The organism is Caulobacter sp. S45, assembly GCF_009765965.1.
Lineage (GTDB): Bacteria > Pseudomonadota > Alphaproteobacteria > Caulobacterales > Caulobacteraceae > CAHJWH01.
The window spans coordinates 275,901-293,550 of sequence record NZ_LMUL01000010.1; the positions used below are offsets into that span (position 1 = coordinate 275,901).

The following is a 17,650-nucleotide window of genomic DNA, read 5'->3' on the forward strand; positions in this document are numbered from 1 at the left end:
GAAGCCGGCCATTCCACTATGCGGTGTGTCCGGCGGCCTGCAGGATCAGGCGTGCGATCTCGTCCGGGTGGGAGATCAGGGACAGGTGGCTGGACTTGAGTTCGATGGTCTTAGCGCCCATGCGCTTGGCCATGAAGCGTTCGAGATCCGGGTTGATCGTGCGATCTTCGGTCGAGACCGCGTAGAAGCTCGGCTTCGAGCGCCAGGCCGCATGCGTGGTCTTGCCGGCGAGCAGCGCCTTGTGGAACGGTTCCTGGACGGCGTAGAGCACCTTCGCCTTGGCTTGCGGCAGGTCGCCCGCGAAATCGCGCAGGAACGCCGCCTCGGTCAGCCGTCCCTCGTCGCCGTCGAAGACGATCCCGGCGGATGCGGGAGGGGTCGGGAACTTCTTGGCCAGCGCCGTGTAGTCCTCGCCCGCGTCCGGCGCGCGCGCCGCCACATAGACCAGGGCCGAGACCTTCGGATGCACGCCGGCTTCGGTGACGATCATCCCCGAGAAGGAATGCCCGACCAGCACGGTGGGTCCGTCCTGCCGATCCAGTACGCGCTGCGCCGAGGCCACCGCCTCGGGCAAGGTCGTCAGGGGGTTCTGCACGGCGGTAGCGTTGAGCCCAGCCGCCTGCAATCGAGCGATCACCTCGGACCAGCATGACCCGTCGGCGAACAGTCCGTGCACGAGCACGACGTTGCGCGCCCTTGCCGGAGCGGGCGTTGCGGCCATGCCGCGGGTGGAGACCAGCGACGCGGCGGCGCCGGCGATCACGGTAGCGCAGAGGCTACGCCTGTTCATCATCATGATCCATTTTCCTCTTTTGCAGGAGAGCCTGGCGGGGGTTTGAGGGACGCGGCCACCGGGGCAAGTATACCTCATCGACGCGAATCCTGTTCTTTTGCAGGCACGGGAGAGGCCGGTGTCGCGCCGGGGTGACGAAGGCTCGCCGGCTTGCTTACGCCCCACCCGGCCCAATTGCCGGCGTCAGCCACGCGCGGGCGCCCGCCAGGGTTTGGAAGTCGTCGAGCGCGCGGACGGGAAGCGTTGGATAGGCGCCGCGCATCATGTCCCTCAAGGCGCCGCCGGGACCCAGCTCGAATATGCGATCCGCGCCGCGTTCGACCAGGGCCGCCAGGGTTCCGGCCCAATCGACCGTATGCGCCAGCTGCCGGGCGAGACCGGGCGCGCCCCGAGCTAGGCTGTAGACGACGGCGCCGTCGCTCGCACCGAGGAGGGTGCGACCCTTGATGATCCTGGCTGGAACCGAGCGCGACAGCACCGCCTCGAAAGGCTCGACCGCCGAGGATAGCCGCGGCGTGTGGGACGCGACATTCACGGCCAGCGGCCGGGCGCTCGCCGCCCCGACCACCAGCGCCTGGGCGCAACATGCGGCCACATCGGCGCGCGCGCCGCCGATCACAAACAGCCGGTCGGGGTTTGCGATCGCGATCGCGCAGCGGTGGTCGGCGACCAGCGGCTCGACGGCTTTGCGATCCAGGCCGCGGATGAAGCCGAGCCCCCCGCCACCGCTGTCCGCCTGGTCCATCAGCTCGGCTCGGATCGCCGTCAGCCGAATGGTCTCCTCGGCGGACCAGAGACCCGCAACACCCCACGCGGCCATCTCGCCGACGCTGTAGCCCGCGATCAGGAGCGGGCTATCCAGTTCGAGGCAGGCCGCCGCCGCGAGCGCCCGGGTCACGCAGAGGATCTGGCCTATGCGGTTGTTGTGCAGCGTCGCCTCGTCCGCCTCGGCCACCAGCGCGCGTGGATCGGCGCCCAGCACCGAAGCCGCGGCGTCGAACACGGGCTGTGCGGCGTCGGCGCCGTCGAACAGGGCGAACATCCCGCGCGCCTGGCGCCCCTGGCCCGAGCAGAGCAAGGCCAGGCTCACGTGAGGGCCTCTCGACCAGGGTGCGCGACGGCGGCGATCTTCATCTGGGATAGAGCAGGGCGATCAGCCCGCCCAGGGTCGCCACGCTGAACACCGTGCTGGCGATCACCGTCGAGCCGGCCTCAAGGGAGGCGGTGCGATAATTGACCCCGAACAGGATGCCGAAGAACCCCGCCGGCAAGGCGGACAGGAGGATCGCCGCCTTGGCGAGGTCGGGCGGCATGGGGATCAAAAGGGTCAGGGCCCAGATCAGGGCGGGCTTGAGGACGTTGCCGGCCAGGATGGCGGCGACCACCCGCAGGTCGAACCGGAACGGCTGGGACGACAGGACGAGCCCGGTCAGGAACAGCGCGACCCCGCCGGCCGCGACGCCGATCAACTGCAGCGACGAGGCCACCAGGGCGTCGAGATGCAACCCGCTCAGCGAGACCGCCGTGCCCGCCAGAGGCGCCAGGACGATCGGCTTGAGCAGGGCTCGCGAAAGCGCCTTGCCGACCAGCGCCCGGCGCGCGCCGCCGCCTTCGTTCGGCTGGGCCAGTTCCAGGATGAACAGGGTCACCGGGGACGGCAGCATGGAGCCGGCGGCGATGGCGACCGCGACATGGACCGCGCCGGCCGGTCCCACCACGGCCAGGATGATCGGCAAGCCGGCGGCCGCGTAGTTCGGCAGCGACACCGTGAGCGCCTGGACGGCGGCCTCCTGCCGTGTCGCCTTGCCTCGGCTGCGCACCAGCCCGTACCACGCGGCGTAGAGCGCCATCATGACCAGACCCAGCACGAGGAAGAGGCTTCCTTCGCCCAGCATCTTGGCGCGCGGCGTGCTCGCGGTGGCGACGAACAGGGACGCGGGCAGAGCGAACTGCATGACCAGCGCGTTCAGCTCGCCGACATGATGGTTGTCGATCGCCCGGCGCTTACCGGCGAAATAACCCAGGCCGATCACAAAGAAGATCGGGACAAGGGCTCGCGCTATGATCTCGATCATCGCCGGCGCTCCTCGGCAACCTGCGGCCTCATGCGCCGAGCCCGTCCGCGAACAGGGCCATGGCGAGGAGATCGGCGCAGCCGCCGGGGCTGAGCCGCCGCGCCACGAACGCCTCATGGATGCTCGCCGCCCGCGCCCGCCAGTCCGCGGCGCCTACGCCGCCCTCGTCGAGGAACCGGCGGGCCTGGAGGCGGGCGAACGCCAGCCCCTGCGGGCCGCCGCGATAGAGCAGGTTGGTGTCCTCGACCGAGGCGATCAGGCTCAGGCACGCCTGGACGCGGGCGGCCTCCGCGTCGCCGGGCGCAAGGGTTCGACCCAGGCTCAGCGCCGGCAGCGCCACCTCATAGAGGGCGGGAAAGCCCGCCGCCGCCTGGGCCCGCGCGCCGCCTGCGCCGTGCCGCCGGGCGACCTCCGAGCCATGGCTGTGCAGGGCGACGGGGCCGTCGAGGATCTCGACGCCCCAGCGCGCCGCAACGATGGAGCCCAGCGTCCCGGGCGTCCGGTAGGCGTCGCGGAAACCCGCGGCGGCGCAAAGCAGGCCCATGCCGAAGATGGCGCCGCGGTGGGTGTTCACGCCGCCCGTCGTGGCCAGCATGGCGCGCTCGGCGGCCATGCCGATCACCCGCAGCGGTCCCATCGGGTCCCCCGCGGCGCCGGCCTCGGCCAGGTCCGCGAAATAGGCTTCCAGCGTCGCGGCGCTGGCGTCGAGCAGGGCCGCGTCCATGTCCTGGTGCGCACCGGTGTCCACGTGGCTGACCAGCCCGGGCTTGGGATAGGTGGCCACCTCCAGCCTCAGGCATTCGCTCGCCCAGCGGCCTGTCGCCGCCGCGTCGTGCGCTTGGCATGGCGTGGCCTTGGGCATGGTCATGGCAGGAGCTCCGCCCGATCCGCCAGGCGGACGCCATAGCGGTCTTTCGCCACCAACTCGCGCGCCGGGGAACGCCATTCCCGCCATTGCACGCCAACGCCTGCGGGGGTGACGAACTCGCCATCGATCCGCATGGGCGCGCGCTCGGCGATCTCGGCGATGCGACCGGCCAAGGCGTCGGCGGCCTCGGCCGAGTCGACCCGCCAGAGCAGGTCGAGGTCGGACTCCGCCGTGAGATAGGCGAGCCCGGTCAGGTGCTGCCAGGCCAGACTGCCGAAGCACCGCACCTGGGGGTCGAGGGCCAGCAGCGACGCGATGGTGTTTCGCCAGGCTTCCGGCGCGGCGGCCCTGGCGTCGGCGAGGGTCGGCGGCGGCGCGCTGTCGACAAGGTCCTCGGGGGCGAGACGAAGCGTCAGCCGTCGTTTTTCCCGCGCCGGCGGAAGCGGCAGGCCGAGCGGGACCGTGCCGGGGACGTCCTCGCAGACCGGCCGGCGCGCGATCAGCGGCCAGCCGCGCTGCGCCCAGGCGGCCAGGAGCGGTTCGTCGGCCAAGTCCCCGCGACCCGCCAGCATCGCGGTCCACGCCGCAGGCGCGGCGCGGACCATGTGGTGGCGTTCAAGCGGGGCAGCAGCCTCAGCCATGGGCCGTGGCCAGGGCGACGACCCTCTCGGCGATGTCCAGCGCCTTGGTTCGTCCGCCGCGCGCCTTGCCGAGCGCGCCCCGCGGGTCGCCCGCCGTCGGTTGGGCGAGCAGCGCCTCGAGCTGGCCGGACAGCGGCCGGGCCGGGTCCCACACCTCTGCGATGGCGCCGGCCAGCACCAGGTTCTCCATGCCCGGCGCGAAGACCGGCGTGGTTTTCGCCTTCTCCTGCAAGACCGCGAGCGGCAGCTTGGTCACGCGGGACATCGACGGCAGGTCCATCACCTCCGGATGCGCGCCGGGCAGCGCCACCAGCACCCCGCAGGCCAGGGCCGAGGCGATGAAGGCCCCGGCGGCGCTTCCGCCATAGAGCAGGCCGACGCTGCGGTGGCCGGCCTGTTCCGCGAACAACAGCGCCTTGGCCAGATGGGCGAGATATTCGCTGAGGCCCATCAGTTCGTCCCGCCGGCTCATCCGCTGGCTGCTGGAGTCGATCAGGAACAGGATCGGCAAGCCGTCGTCGGTCCTGGCGATGTCGAGCACCCGGCCGGCCAGGGCGATGGCCTGGTCGACGCCTAGCTCGGCCCGATGGGCGAAGCCGAGAACATGGACCACGCCGCCCTGCGGCAAGGTTCCCCGTCCGGAAAGGCTGTCGCCATCGAGCGCCACGTCATGCGCATCGCCGAACAGCGATGCGAGGATGTCATCGAGCGTCATCGGCGGTCTCCCGGTGATCGGCGGCTTGGTGGAGGAAGGCGTCAGTCGACAGTTCCGGCACGGCGTCGGCCTGGGTCAGCCCGAGTTCGCGCCATACATCGCGGCCATCCCGGTCCGCGCCAAAGCGCGTGAGCCGGCGTTCGAGCCGCGCCTGTTCGGCCGCGAGCCTTTTCCTATCGAAACCGGCGGGGCGGCCGAGCGCGACGATGGCGGCGTCGCGGAAGGCGGCGGCGTTGTCGTCGACGAAGATGTCCGCGCCGCCGATCAGGTAGCGGTGCTTGCCGCCCATCGTCCTCCAGACCAGGGCGCGATCTCGGGAGTCGAACTCCTCGACGCCCTTGTTGGTCTCGATCACCTCCGGTCCGGAGACGCTGATCCGGCCCTGTTCGGACACCACCAGCGTAGAGCAGCAGCCCGAGATCAGCCCGCCGCCGCCGTAACAGCCCGCGCGACCGCCGATCAGCCCGACGACGCGCACGCCTGCGGTCCGCGCCTCGACCAGCGCCCGGATGATCTCGGAAATCGCCAGCTCGCCGGCGTTGGCTTCCTGCAGTCGCACGCCCCCGGTGTCGAAGGCGATGACGACGTCGCGCTTCAGCGCCTTGGCGGCGCGGAGCAGGCCGGTCAGCTTGGCGCCGTGCACCTCGCCGAAGGCGCCGCCCATGAAGCGCCCCTCCTGCGCCGCGACCAGCACCGGCGCGCCGTCGATCCTGGCGCCGCCGACCACGATCCCGTCGTCGAATTGCGCGGGCAGGTCGAAGATCTTCAAGTGCGGGCTGATCTCGCGCTTCTCGGGTCCGATGAACTCCTCGAAACTGCCGGGATCGAGCAGAGCCGCGAGGCGCTCGCGGGCGCCGGCCTCGAACCAGCTCAACCGCGCATGCGGGGTGGCGGATGCAGCGTTCATGCTTGCGGCTCCTCGATCAGGCGCACGCCCTGGGCCAGGCGCAGGGAAACCGTGTCCGGCCGTGCGCCCCCGTCGTTGATGGAGATGCGTAGGCCGCCGGCCGTGCGGCGGGACGTGAAGTCGGCCATCACCGCCTCCCACAGCGGCCTGAAGCCGTGAGCGGAGGTGTTGATCTCGATCGTGCAGCGATCGGGGGCGCCTTCCCGCTCCAGCAACACTTCGAGATTGCCCGAAGCGACGACGCCGACCAGCGCTGTCTTGCGAACGCCCTTCGCGGGCGTAAGCGCGGAGAATTCGAAACGCAGGGTTTCCATGGTGCGGATCCTACCAGTTGCGGAACCGGCTCGGCGGCCGGTAAAGCCCGCCCGAAGCGAGCATGAGGTCCTTGATCGAGCGGGCGGCGAGCAGGCTGCGATTGGCGTCCAATGGATCGATGCCGAGGTCTTCCGGCCGTTGGATCACCTTGCGTTCGCGCAGCCGCTCGACCATTTTTTTGTCGCGCTGGCGGCCGACCTCGGTGAAGCCCGCCACGCCTCGGATCGCCTGCTCGTGTTCGTCCTTGTCGCGGCAGAGCAGCAGGTTGGCGATGCCTTCCTCAGTGATGATGTGGGTGGTGTCGTCGGCGTAGACCATGATGGGCGCCAGCGGCAGGCTCAGCTTCTCGGCCAGCTCCAGCGCCGACAGCTTCTCGACGAATAGCGGCGCATTGGCTTCGCCGAAGGTCTCGCCGATCTGGACCACGAGCTTGCGGCCCCGGCGCAGAGGCGCGGGCGTGTCGGGATCGGCCTCCTGGCCGGCCTGCAGCCAGGGCGCGCTTGGATGGCGACGCCCACGGGCGTCGGAGCCCATGTTGGGCGCGCCGCCGAAACCGGCGATCCGATCCGGCGTGATGGTGGACGAGTGGCCCTTGAGGTCGATCTCCAGCGTCGAGCCGATGAACAGGTCGCAGGCGTAGAGGCCGGCGGTCTGGCTGAACGCGCGATTGGAGCGCAGCGAACCGTCCGATCCGGTGAAGAAGATGTCGGAACGGGCGCGCAGGTAGTCGTCCATGCCGACTTCAGAACCGAAGCAGTGGATCTGCTCCACCCACCCGGCCTCGATCGCGGGGATCAGCGTCGGGTGGGGGTTCAGCGCCCAGTGGGTGCAGATCTTGCCCTTGAGGCCGAGCCTCTCGGCATAGGTCGGCAGCAGCAGCTCGATGGCGGCGGTGTTGAAGCCGATGCCGTGGTTCAGCCGGCGAACGCCATAGGGCTGATAGAGCCCCTTGATCGCCAGCATGGCGGTCAGGATCTGCGTCTCGGTGATCGCGGCGGGATCGCGGGTGAACAGCGGCTCGACGTAGAACGGCTTGCCGGCGTCGACGACGAAGTGGACCCGGTCGCCGGGAATGTCGACGCGCGGCACACGATCAACGATCTCGCCGACCTGGGCGATCACCAGGCCGTTGCCGAAGCTGGTGGCCTCCACGACGGTCGGCGTGTCCTCGGTGTTGGGCCCGGTATAGAGATTGCCGTCCCGGTCGGCGCTGACCGCGGCGATGAGCGCGACCTGGGGCGTCAGATCGATGAAGTAACGGGCGAAAAGCTCCAGGTAAGTGTGGATCGCCCCCAGCTCGATCTTACCGCCGAACAGCATGCGCGCGATCCGCGCCGACTGTGGGCCGGAATAGGAGAAGTCCAGCCGCCGGGCGACGCCCTTGTCGAACAGGTCCAGATGCTCGGGCAACACGACCCCGGACTGGATCATGTGCAGGTCGTGGATCTTGGCCGGATCGACCTGCGCCAGTGCGCGCGCGAGGAGGTCGGCCTGTTTTTGGTTGTCGCCCTCCAGACAGACACGATCGCCGGAGAGGATCACGGCCTCTAGGAACGCCACCAGCTTGTCCGCAGCGACGATCTTGCCGGCGGCGTGCGCCATACCATCGGCGATCCGCGCCTGACGAGCCTTGCCACGGAGATCCCACTGTTTCATCGCATCGCTCCACTGCGCCTCAACTTCCCACCCCGACCCATCCAAGGCGAGTTGAGCGGTGTTAGAAGATGCAAAGCCCGTCGTATTCGCAATTATATCAGGAATTTAATTGGATCGACGGGCTGCCGTGGAAACGTTCGATCTGAGCGATCTGTTGCAAGCTTCGCTATCGGAAAGGCCGCCGCGTCGCTCCAAGCTGCACGGGTGCGCTTCGCCTGCGGCCGCCGCCAGGAGCAGGGCGACCACTTTGCCGCACTTTCGGGCGCTTCAGGAAATCAGGGCGAGCTTCGGCACGCCCCGGAGGGCGAATTCAAAAGCCCGACGATTTCGAGGGGATACCTTCCCAGCGCTGGCTCCGCGGGTAGGATTTGAACCTACGACCAATCGGTTAACAGCCGATTGCTCTACCGCTGAGCTACCGCGGAACAGCGTGGGAAGGCGGGGGCTATAGCCCCGGTCGTCGGAGGGCGCAAGGGGGATGCGCATGGGCCGGTCGGTTCGCGTCGTTCCGCCTCGGCGATCAGCCCACCAGGGCCGAGCCGTTGCAGCGCACCCCGTCGACCCAGACGGTCGCCGTGCCGAGTTGGACGCCGGCCAGGGCCGTCAGCTGGTTGATCACGCCGTCCAGGGCTGCGCCCACGGGCTGGATCACGGGCATGAGCAACGGGCTGATAACCGAGGTCGAAATCGTGATCCCCCCCCCGCCGAGCGGGTTTACCGAGATGGAGGTGTTGCTGAGCAGAGAGGCGAGCGTGGCCTGGGCGATGTCGTTGGTGGTCACGGTCTTCATCGCCCCGTTGGCGATGTCGGTGGCGTTGAAATTGACCGTCTGCCAGGCGGCGTTCCCGCCGCCGACGCTGATGTTGGCGTAGATCGAGGCGGTCAGGAGCGGCGGCAGGTTCAACAGCAGGTCCGGGGTGAGCGTGACCGGGGTGGAGAAGTCGTTGAGCGTGGACGGGTTGGCTACCTGGGCTACAGCTACGGTTCCCAGGCTGGGCAGCACCTGGAGCGACACCGCCTGCTTGGTCGGATCGCGCGAGCAGGTCAGGGCGGATAGCTTGGCCTGCGCCGAGGCCAGCTCCACATAGGCGTCCAGGTTGACCAGGCCGTTGCCCGTGACGGAGGTGGTCGAGTTGCCCCCCAGCAGCGCGCCGAGGGGGTTGAGCAGGCCGTTCAGTACATTGACGACGGTCGATCCCACGCTGACCTGGATGTACAGGCGGGTCTGGGCGGTGCGGACGATGACGCTCTGGCTCTGGGTGATGGTCATCCAGGGCGAATTGGCGGCGCGCTGGCCGATGGCCAGGAAGGCGGTGGCCGACGCCACCCCCGGCAGCGCAGCGGTCAGGTCGAGCTGGAGCTGGCGACCGCCTTGGGCGGCGGTGAGCAGGGCGCTGACCACCGACATGGCGTTCAGCGACACCGCCGCCCCGCCGGTGGAGAAGCCGTGGTCCTGGTTGCCGTAGGGGCCGAGGTCGAACAGGGCGGAGAGCTGCACCCCCGGCGCGGACACGCTGGCGCTGGCCAGCTGGTTGACGGCTGTGGCCGCGGCGGTCTGGCCCTGGGCGTTGAGCGCGTCGCCGAGCGCCGACAGCGCGGTGGGCGTGGAGATCTGGCCCGACAGCAGGCTGTTGTAGGTCCCGGCGGTGAGGTTCAGCCGGGTGGAGAGGGCCGACAGATAGGTCAGCAGATCCACCTTGGCCCCGAGCAGGGCGTTGTAGTTCATCACCGACAGCGACACGCTGCTGCCGGTCAGGGCCGACAGCAGGGCGTTGGCCACGCCGCCGTTCACCGACGCCAGTCCCGTTCCGATGGAGAAGGCGACCAGCTGGGTGGAGGCGGCGGTGGCGGTGCGCGATATGTTGAAGGTGTTGCGGCCCAGGATCATGCCGCCGAAATACAGATGGACCGGCATGGTCAGCGTCACCCGCGCCGCGTTCGGGGCGGTGGCCGTGGCGGTAAAGCGGTTGGCGGCGGGCTGGGTCGGGTCGGGGGTGTAGACCCCGAGCGAGACGCTGGGCGTGATCGGTTGGCCGTTGCTGTCGTTGACCGCCCAGGCGTTGGCGTTGACGGTGGCCTGGGCCGCGCTCTGCGCCTGGCTCTGGGCGTTGGCGGCGCCGTTCAGGTCCTGGGCGGCGGATATGGCGGTGAGATCGGCCAGGCCCTGCAGCCGCCGCGCGCTCAGGAACACCGAGCCGACGTCCACCGCCAACGCCGTCGCCGCCATCAGGGCGGCGAAGCTGACCGCCAGCACCACCGCCGATACGCCGCGGTTGTCGCAGGACCAGCGCCCAAGCACCCCACGCCACGACGCGCAGGCGCCGGCCGGCGGACAGGGCATCAGAACCCTCCCAGCTGGACGGAGGCGCTGCGGACGATGTTGGAGGGGGGCATCGGCACGATGCCGTTGAGCGCCCAGAAGGGGCTGGTGCTCGCGTCGTAGGCGATCTGGACCGTCAGGGTGGAGTTCTGGTCGGCGTAGCTGAGCTTCAGGTTGTTGGTCACGAGATAGTTGTAGGCCTTGGCGTCATTGGCCATCGCGGTTGAGGCGAGCTGCTGGCGTTCGGTGTCGGTCAGGCCTGCGACCGCCGCGCGGGCGGAGTCGTCGGCCATCTGCTGCACCGAGTGCGACAGCATGAAGTAGCCGCCGTAGACCACGATCCCGAGCAGGAGCAGGACCAGGAGCGGGCCGATGATGGCGAACTCCACCGCCATCGAGCCCCGCTGATCCCGCCAAGCCGCGAGGCCGTGGGGGAAAGAGCTACGACGGTTCCGCCGAGGATGGCGGAACCCCGGGAACCCCCTGTGGAGGACAGCCTGAAACGGCATGCTCGGTCCTGCGGGCCAGATGTGGGCGGGCGGAAAGCCGGTGCGTAAGGAGGCAACCTAGACGCGAAGAGTTCCGTAATTTACAACTGCATGCATTTAGCGCCCGCGACAATTGCGAAAGCGTTACTCGCTAAAGTGTATCTTATTAAACTTACGCGTTTTGGGTGTGCATGGTGAATCGGCTCCCGCCCGATGGGGGCCGGAGTCGCGCACCGGGCGCCTTCGCCGCAGGCCAAGGCCCATTCTCAAGCTTCCTGCCGGTTCGCGAATCGGGGTTGAATGTAAAAGACCCTGTGACGTCGCTAGCAGTGTGCTTGCACGAGGGAGCTTCCGAAGGGCGGGCGAGGCTACCAACCCATGGCATTGGTCAGCGCGCAGACCCCCGCATCCGGCGCGACCGAACCCCTCAGCGGCTTGTTCTCGCTGAGGGACGTCTTCGTCCAGGGCTTCTACAACATCCGCATCGTCCTGGCCTGCGTGCTCGCGGGGCTGGCGCTGGGGATCGTCGGCGCCCTGTTGAGCCCCCCCCAGTTCACCGCTGACAGCTCGCTGCTGGTGCTGCCCGACCCCACCGACGTGCTTGTTCCGCAAGGCCCGTCCGGTCCCGCCGCCAACGACCAGATCCTCCGCATCGTCCAGTCCGACGTGCAGATATTGCAGAGCGACCCGGTGATCGAGGCCGCGATCCGACGGATCGGGCCCGAGAAATTGGCCGACCTGGGCGGCCTGCCGTTCCTGCACCATCACGGCGCGCGCCCGATGGCCGACACGGCGGAGCGGTTCAAGAAGGCGCTGCGGGTCAGCGCCGAGCCGACCTCCAACGTCGTCCACGTCAGCTTTACCGCATCCGACCGCAACCTGTCGGCCCAGGCGCTGGAGGCGCTGATCGCGGCGTTCGGGGATCGCCGCGCGGCCATGTTCCTGGACCCGGCCTACGGTCCCCAGGGCGAGGAGCTGCGCCGCTACGCCGCCCAGCTCCGGGGCATCGATGGCCAGATCCAGCAGCTTGGGGCCAAGAACGGGGTGATCGACATCGCCCAGGACACCCAGCTCGCCAACAACCGTCTCGACAACCTGAACCAGCGGCTGAGCCAAGCCAAGGAGCGGCTGAGCGCGGCGGACGCGGAACTGTCGGCCACCAGCCAGGGCGTCGCCGCCACCCCGGCCCGAGTGTTTCAGAGCCAGGACAGCACCAACGCCATCGCCAACGACGACGCCCGCAACACCCTGCTGCGCCTGCGCCAGGACCGCGCCCACCTGGCCGCCCAGTACACCGACAAGTGGCCGGGCCTGAAGGAAGACGACGCCAAGATCGCCGCCGCCGAGGCCCAGATGACCCAGAACGGCCGCGACCGCTACCTGACCGATCGCACCCAGCGCAATCCGGTGCTGGACCAGCTGGACAGCCGGCTGTCCAACCTGAAGATCGAGCGCCAATCCCTGGCCGAGCAGATCGCCGAGCTGGGCCGCCAGATCGGCCAGGCCCAGGGCCGCATCGGCCAGCTGCGCGACGTCTCCGGCCAGATCCACGACCTGCAGCGTCAGCGCGACGTCACCGACGGCATCTACCGCCAGCTCTCCGTCACCCAGGCCGGCGCGGCGCTGCGCGACCAGGCCCAGGGGCTGCGCGACAGCGGCTTCCGTGTGATCGAGCCGCCCGCCCCGCCGGCCAAGCCGCACAGCCTGCGCCTGACCTTCCTGATCGGCGGCCTGCTCCTGGGGATCGTGCTGGCGGTGGTGGTCAGCGGGCTGGCCATGCTGGGCCGCCAGGTGTTCATCACCCCGGGCGAGGCCAGCCGCTCGCTGCGCATCCCCAACCTCGCCCACTTCGACGCCCGCGAGAGCCATTTCCGCAGTCCCGAGGGGCGTGCGGCTGTGGGCCGGTTCGCCACCCTGCTGGTCGACACCGCGGTGGACGGCCGGCTGCTCAAGGTGATCCAGATCGCCGCCACCGAGGCGGAGGACAAGTCCGACTTCGCACTCGAGCTGGCCCGTGCGATCGCGGCGGAGCAGAGCCAGCGCACCCTGCTGGTCGATTTCGATTCCGAGGCCCGCTACGCCAAGATGATCGACAAGTCGCCGGCCGTGCGCACCCTGCCGGCGGCGAGCGCGACGCTGACGGTGGCGCGCACCAGCACGCCCAAGCTGTGGCTGGCGCTGGACGCCGGCGCCTCGCCGTTCGGCGACCCGCGCCTGCCGCTGACCGAGGTGCAGGCGAGCCTCGAGGCGATCCAGCCCCACTTCGACCGCATCCTGATCGTGGCGCGCAAGGACTTCAGCCAGTACGCCGCGCGCCGACTCTATGCGCTGGCCGACGCCAATGTGCTGGTGGTGCGCGCCGAGAAGACCCGCGCGCCCGCCGCTCGCCAGCTCAAGGAGACGGTGCTGGCCGCCGGCGGCGACATCCTGGGCTTCGTCTTCACCTTCCGTGGCTACTACATCCCGGAGAAGCTGTACCGATGGCTCTGACCCGCAGACAGACCTTGCTGCTGGGGTTCGGCCTCAGCCTGGGCACGGGCGCGCTGCTGCAGGGATGCAGCACCACGCAGGCGATCCGCCCGCGCGAGAACCGGGCGCTGGCCTTCTCGCCCTGGACCGACGCGCCGCCGCCCTATCGCCTGGGCGCCGGCGACAAGGTCAAGGTGGACTTCCTGCTGACGCCCGAGCTGGGCGAGGAGACGGTGGTCGGGCCGGACGGCTATATCTCGCTGAAGGTGGCGGGCCGGGTTCCGGCCCAGAACCTGACCCCCGCCCAGCTCCAGCTCGCCATCGCCCAGGCGGCGTCCGGCTATCTGCGCCAACCCATCGTCAGCGTGGCGGTGACCGACGCCAAGTCCGCCCGCGTGCTGGTCGGCGGCGCGGTGCAGAAGCCCGGCGTGTTCCCCTTGCCGCCGCGCGCCACCCCGCTGGAGGCGATCCTGCTGGCCGGCGGCTTCCTGCCCGAGGCGCGGATGGATCAGGTGGTGATCCTGCGCCCACCTCCTGGGGGCGGGCCGGTCATGCTGCGCACGGTCAACCTGCAGCGCTTCGTTTCCGAAGGCGCGGCGCAGGATCGGGTAGCGCTAGCGCCGGAGGACGTGGTGTTCGTGCCGCGTAGCCGGATCGGCGAGCTCGACCTGTGGGTGGACGAGAACCTGAACAAGCTGATCCCGTTCAACAAGGGGCTGGACTTCAGCTATTCGGCGGGGAACGGGGTCGTCTTTTGAGCCCGTCAGGCCCCGCTTCGGCCGCCCCGGTCTGGGTCGATCCGGCCGCGGGGATCGAGCGTCGCTGGTTCCTGGGCTTGCGCTTCACCCCGGCCTCGCTCGACACGGCGGTGGACATGATCGCCGCGCGCCCGGCCGACGCGCCCTTCGCCTATGTCGTCACCCCCAACGCCCAGTGGATCGTCGGCGCCGACAAGGGCGATCCCCGCTATGTCCAGGCGATGGAGAAGGCGTGGCTGGTGCTCAACGACAGCCGCATCCTGCGCCTGCTGTCGTTGAAGCTGTGGAAGCGCGACTTCCCCGTGGCGGCCGGCAGCGACCTGACCGCCGCCTTGTTCGCACGCGTCATCACGCCGGACGACCCGATCACCATCATCGGCGGCGGCGCGGAGGTGGAGCGGCGGCTGCGCGCCCAGTTCGGGCTGAAGCATATCGTCTGGTACGATCCGCCCATGGGCTTCGGTCGCGACCCGGTGGAGGTCGACCGCTGCGCCGCCTTCATCCGCGAGCACCCGGCGCGTTTCGTGTTCATCGCCGTGGGCGCGCCGCAGTCCGACTTCGTGGGCCGGCGCACGGTGGAGCTGGGCGGGGCGACGGGCGTGGCCTTCTGCATCGGCGGCTCGCTGAGCTTCCTCACCGGCCTGATCAAGCGCGCGCCCGAGGTCTACCGCAACGCCAGCCTGGAGTGGCTGTACCGCCTGATCCAGAACCCGCGCCGCCACTTCGGCCGGGTGTTCTTCCAGTCCGGCCCGGTGCTGTGGATCGCCGCGCGCGCCCGCTTCGGCCCGGCCGGGGCGCGCAGCCATGGCGATCCCGACGCCGCCCCGCCCGGCGCGAACTGACATGAGCGTCCAGTCGCCCGCGCCCAGGGGGACGGTGCTGAAGCCCTACCGCGGCGGCGTGCTCAAGACCTCGCTGACGCCGGAAGGGACCGCCAGCCCGGCGACCGCCTGGCTGCGTGGGCTGGTTAGCGACTGGCGCTTCTGGGCCCTGGTCGGCGTGCTGCCCCTGTTCGCCCAGAGCTTCCAGTACGTGGTCGACGTGGCCCCGGTCTATGCGCTGACCAAGGCGTGGCCGATCCTGACCCTGCCGCTGGCCTTCTGGGCCTGCATGCGGCTGGCCCTGCCGTACCGGGTGATCCTGCTGGTCACCATCGCCTGGATGATGGGGGTCACGCCCTTGATCGGGGTGTTCGAACTGGGCGACACCATCGCCGCCGCCCTGGCCACCACGGCCAAGATCTGGTCGCTGGCCATCGCCCTGTCGGCCGCCGCCGTCTTCGTCCTGCTCAAGGTCGACAGCAAGACCCTCAGCCGCGTGACCCTGGGCTGGGGCGTGATCACCTTCACAGCCCTGGTGGCGCTGTGGCTGGTGGTGCCGCACCGGGTCTACGACGACGGCGCCAACTCGACCAAGCTGTTCCTGTACGACGAGCAGCGCGGCTACCGCATCTACATGCCGATGTTCTTCGGCTCGATCCTGGTGTTCGCGCTGAACCGCTCGTTCTGGATCAAGCCCAAGGTGTGGAAGCCAGTGGCCATGCTCATCTGCTTTGTGTTGCTGGTGATGATCTACAAGCAGCGCACGGCGATCGGCGGCATGGTCTTCGTGGTGATCCTGGGCGCGCTGTTCAGCCTGAGGCGCTGGCGCGCCCCGGCGCTCGCCGCCCTGGCGGTGGCCGTCATGCTGGGGGTCCCGGCGGTGTGGGCCTACGCCCACTCCTCCAGCGTGCAGAAGAGCCTGGGCGGTTCGCTGACCACCCGCCAGGCCGAGATCACCAAGGCCATCGAGTTCCTCAACGCCCAGCCCCACCGCTGGATCTTCGGCTCGGGCAGCGCCACGCGGGTCGGCGACGTGTCGCTGGGCGACATCGTCGGCACGCGGGTGTTCTTCCTGGCCGACCTGGGCTGGCTGGGCGTGACCTTCGAGTACGGTCTGATCGGGGTGGGGCTGCTGCTGTTGCTGCACTGGGCGGCGCTGAAGATCACCTGGCGCGCCGCGCGGGCGCCCGCCGCCGTCCCACGCGCGGTGTTCGACTACGTGGTCTACATCGTCCTGGTCTCGCCCATCCTGCCCGTCACCTTCGCCCCCGGCGAGGCGATGACCTGCATGGCGATGGCGTTCTGCTTCTTGCGGAACGGGGAGGGGGAGTCGGGCGACAGTTGACGACCTGTAAGATTGTCTACGCTTCGATGGCTAGGCGGATTTCCGGCTTCAAGGTGAGCCACAATGAGGACTCGGCATTCACGCCGAAGCGAACCACTAACATCTCTCGCCCTCGCTCCTGCTCGATTTCCACCGACGAGAAGCTATTGAGATCGGCGCGCGACATTTCCCGCCCATTCTGGTTCAAGCTAATGCTTAAGGAGCTGTAACCGGGGCTAATGGTGAAGCTGATGAAATCATGCCCTACCTGAAACGTGTATGACAGAGTATTATAAGGCCATGGCACATCGGCGTCTTTGACATCAGGTTCGCATTCGAAAAAGAATGCGAATTCATCTTCGGAGGGTGTCGGGACGGGCATGATTAAAGAAGGTCCAGGCGTTTCAGCGAATGTGATGATGGCGGGCCGATTGTTTTAGGCCGTGAACTCATAAACGAGGTCAGGCTGCCGGGTCAGCGAGATTGGTGTTTTGGCTGATGGTCCAGCCTGCTCGTCGGAGTTCCTGGAGGACGACCCAGGCGATGTAATCGTCACTTGGGGTAGGCTGATCCGGCTTTGGGTTTTTGCGGGCTTTATCGATGGCAGCTTCGATAACGGCGAGTATGGGTTCGTAGTCGCTGTAGTCGGTCATGCTGCCCTCGCTCCCCCCGTGCTATGTACCCTCTTCGCAGGCGCACGCGATCATGATTCAGCGTCGTCATGAGCCGATACGACCTGACCGATTTCGAGTGGAGCGTGATCGAGCCGCTCTTGCCCAACAAGCCCAGAGGCGTGCCGCGCGTTGACGACCGTCGCGTGCTGAACGGCATCTTCTGGGTGCTGCGATCCGGTGCGCCATGGCGCGATCTGCCCGAGCGCTACGGTCCGCGCACCACCTGCTACAACCGCTTCGTACGATGGCGAAAGGCAGGCGTTTGGGACCGGCTGATGGACGCTATCACCGCCGCCCACGAGGGCGACATCCAGATGATCGACAGCACCTCCGTTCGCGCCCACCAGCAGGCCGCGACAGCAAAAAAGGGGGTGCAGATCACTGTCTCGGTCGATCACGCGGCGGGCTCACGACCAAAATCCACGTCGTCGTTGACGCGCAGGGCCTCCCGATCCGGCTTGGCCTAACACCGGGTCAGGCGCACGATGGGCGGATCGCCGACACGCTGCTCGACCACCTCGGCCCGCGCACCATCGTGCTGGCCGACAAGGCCTATGATGCCGACCGCGTCCGCGAGCTGATCCAGGACCAAGGCGCCACGCCCAACATCCCGCCCAAGAGCAACCGGCGCTGGAAACCCTGCTTCAGCAAGCGGCTTTACCGCGAGCGCAACCTCATCGAGCGGTTCTTCTCCAAGCTGAAGCACTTCCGCCGCGTCGCCACCCGCTACGACAAGCTCGCCGCCAACTTCCTCGCCATGGTCCAGCTCGCCTCTATGCGCCTGTGGCTCCGTGCTTATGAGTCTACGACCTAGGTCGGGGCTCGT

Annotated in this window: 17 protein-coding genes, 1 tRNA gene and 1 pseudogene; 5 read left to right on the plus strand and 14 right to left on the minus strand. The window is 68.8% G+C overall.

Features of this window, described 5'->3' with window-relative positions; genetic code table 11:
* Positions 1-16: 16 nt before the first annotated feature.
* The 12 genes from GSQ87_RS05790 to GSQ87_RS05845 all read right to left on the minus strand — a co-directional run bounded on the left by GSQ87_RS05790 (position 17) and on the right by GSQ87_RS05845 (position 10,685).
* The gene (locus GSQ87_RS05790; protein ID WP_216839038.1) at positions 17-790 is read right to left on the minus strand and encodes an alpha/beta fold hydrolase; all 774 of its coding nucleotides are present in this window, start codon (positions 788-790) and stop codon (positions 17-19) included.
* Between the two features lie 157 nt (positions 791-947).
* The gene (locus GSQ87_RS05795; RefSeq protein WP_158914183.1) at positions 948-1,883 is read right to left on the minus strand and encodes an acyltransferase domain-containing protein; all 936 of its coding nucleotides are present in this window, start codon (positions 1,881-1,883) and stop codon (positions 948-950) included.
* A 40-nt stretch (positions 1,884-1,923) separates the two neighbouring features.
* Positions 1,924-2,868, minus strand: coding sequence for an AEC family transporter (locus GSQ87_RS05800; protein WP_158914186.1), 945 nt, complete (start codon positions 2,866-2,868; stop codon positions 1,924-1,926).
* A 28-nt stretch (positions 2,869-2,896) separates the two neighbouring features.
* Positions 2,897-3,736, minus strand: a complete 840-nt coding sequence (mdcB, locus tag GSQ87_RS05805; RefSeq protein ID WP_158914188.1) for a triphosphoribosyl-dephospho-CoA synthase MdcB — start codon at positions 3,734-3,736, stop codon at positions 2,897-2,899.
* Complete coding sequence (gene mdcG, locus GSQ87_RS05810) at positions 3,733-4,377, minus strand: malonate decarboxylase holo-[acyl-carrier-protein] synthase (RefSeq protein WP_158914189.1); 645 nt, start codon at positions 4,375-4,377, stop codon at positions 3,733-3,735. The genes mdcB and mdcG overlap by 4 nt, the downstream gene beginning before the upstream one ends.
* Positions 4,370-5,092 carry a biotin-independent malonate decarboxylase subunit gamma gene (locus GSQ87_RS05815; RefSeq protein WP_158914191.1) on the minus strand — a complete coding sequence of 241 codons (723 nt, stop codon included), beginning with the start codon at positions 5,090-5,092 and terminating at the stop codon, positions 4,370-4,372. The genes mdcG and GSQ87_RS05815 overlap by 8 nt, the downstream gene beginning before the upstream one ends.
* Entirely contained in the window at positions 5,079-5,999 is a 921-nt protein-coding gene (locus GSQ87_RS05820) for a biotin-independent malonate decarboxylase subunit beta (RefSeq protein ID WP_158914193.1), read from the minus strand. The genes GSQ87_RS05815 and GSQ87_RS05820 overlap by 14 nt, the downstream gene beginning before the upstream one ends.
* On the minus strand, positions 5,996-6,313 hold the full coding sequence (gene mdcC / locus GSQ87_RS05825) for a malonate decarboxylase acyl carrier protein (protein WP_158914195.1): 318 nt from the start codon (positions 6,311-6,313) through the stop codon (positions 5,996-5,998). The genes GSQ87_RS05820 and mdcC overlap by 4 nt, the downstream gene beginning before the upstream one ends.
* A 10-nt stretch (positions 6,314-6,323) precedes the next feature.
* Positions 6,324-7,970, minus strand: coding sequence for a malonate decarboxylase subunit alpha (gene mdcA / locus GSQ87_RS05830; protein WP_158914197.1), 1,647 nt, complete (start codon positions 7,968-7,970; stop codon positions 6,324-6,326).
* Positions 7,971-8,320: 350 nt separating this feature from the next.
* A tRNA-Asn gene (locus tag GSQ87_RS05835) sits at positions 8,321-8,395 on the minus strand.
* Positions 8,396-8,490: 95 nt separating this feature from the next.
* A complete protein-coding gene (locus tag GSQ87_RS05840) occupies positions 8,491-10,311 on the minus strand; it encodes a TadG family pilus assembly protein (protein ID WP_158914199.1) in 1,821 nt (606 codons plus the stop codon).
* Entirely contained in the window at positions 10,311-10,685 is a 375-nt protein-coding gene (locus GSQ87_RS05845; protein WP_254062751.1) for a TadE/TadG family type IV pilus assembly protein, read from the minus strand. The genes GSQ87_RS05840 and GSQ87_RS05845 overlap by 1 nt, the downstream gene beginning before the upstream one ends.
* A 471-nt stretch (positions 10,686-11,156) precedes the next feature.
* Between GSQ87_RS05845 and GSQ87_RS05850 the strand changes: the two genes are divergently transcribed.
* From GSQ87_RS05850 to GSQ87_RS05865, 4 genes are read left to right on the plus strand one after another with little or no spacing between them, the layout of a single operon-like run.
* Entirely contained in the window at positions 11,157-13,268 is a 2,112-nt protein-coding gene (locus tag GSQ87_RS05850; protein WP_158914203.1) for a hypothetical protein, read from the plus strand.
* Entirely contained in the window at positions 13,259-14,005 is a 747-nt protein-coding gene (locus GSQ87_RS05855) for a polysaccharide biosynthesis/export family protein (protein WP_158914205.1), read from the plus strand. Before GSQ87_RS05850 ends, GSQ87_RS05855 begins: the two co-directional genes overlap by 10 nt.
* On the plus strand, positions 14,002-14,847 hold the full coding sequence (locus GSQ87_RS05860) for a WecB/TagA/CpsF family glycosyltransferase (RefSeq protein WP_216839040.1): 846 nt from the start codon (positions 14,002-14,004) through the stop codon (positions 14,845-14,847). Before GSQ87_RS05855 ends, GSQ87_RS05860 begins: the two co-directional genes overlap by 4 nt.
* A gap of 1 nt (position 14,848) precedes the next feature.
* The gene (locus tag GSQ87_RS05865) at positions 14,849-16,171 is read left to right on the plus strand and encodes a hypothetical protein (protein WP_158914207.1); all 1,323 of its coding nucleotides are present in this window, start codon (positions 14,849-14,851) and stop codon (positions 16,169-16,171) included.
* Positions 16,172-16,187: 16 nt separating this feature from the next.
* Here GSQ87_RS05865 and GSQ87_RS05870 read toward each other — a convergent pair whose 3' ends face one another.
* Together GSQ87_RS05870 and GSQ87_RS05875 are read right to left on the minus strand one after the other, a co-directional pair.
* Entirely contained in the window at positions 16,188-16,532 is a 345-nt protein-coding gene (locus tag GSQ87_RS05870) for a hypothetical protein (protein ID WP_158914209.1), read from the minus strand.
* Between the two features lie 79 nt (positions 16,533-16,611).
* Complete coding sequence (locus tag GSQ87_RS05875) at positions 16,612-16,803, minus strand: hypothetical protein (protein WP_158914211.1); 192 nt, start codon at positions 16,801-16,803, stop codon at positions 16,612-16,614.
* A 68-nt stretch (positions 16,804-16,871) separates the two neighbouring features.
* Here GSQ87_RS05875 and GSQ87_RS05880 point away from each other — a divergent pair.
* Positions 16,872-17,638: pseudogene (locus GSQ87_RS05880) on the plus strand (IS5 family transposase).
* The last annotated feature ends 12 nt before the right edge of the window (positions 17,639-17,650 follow it).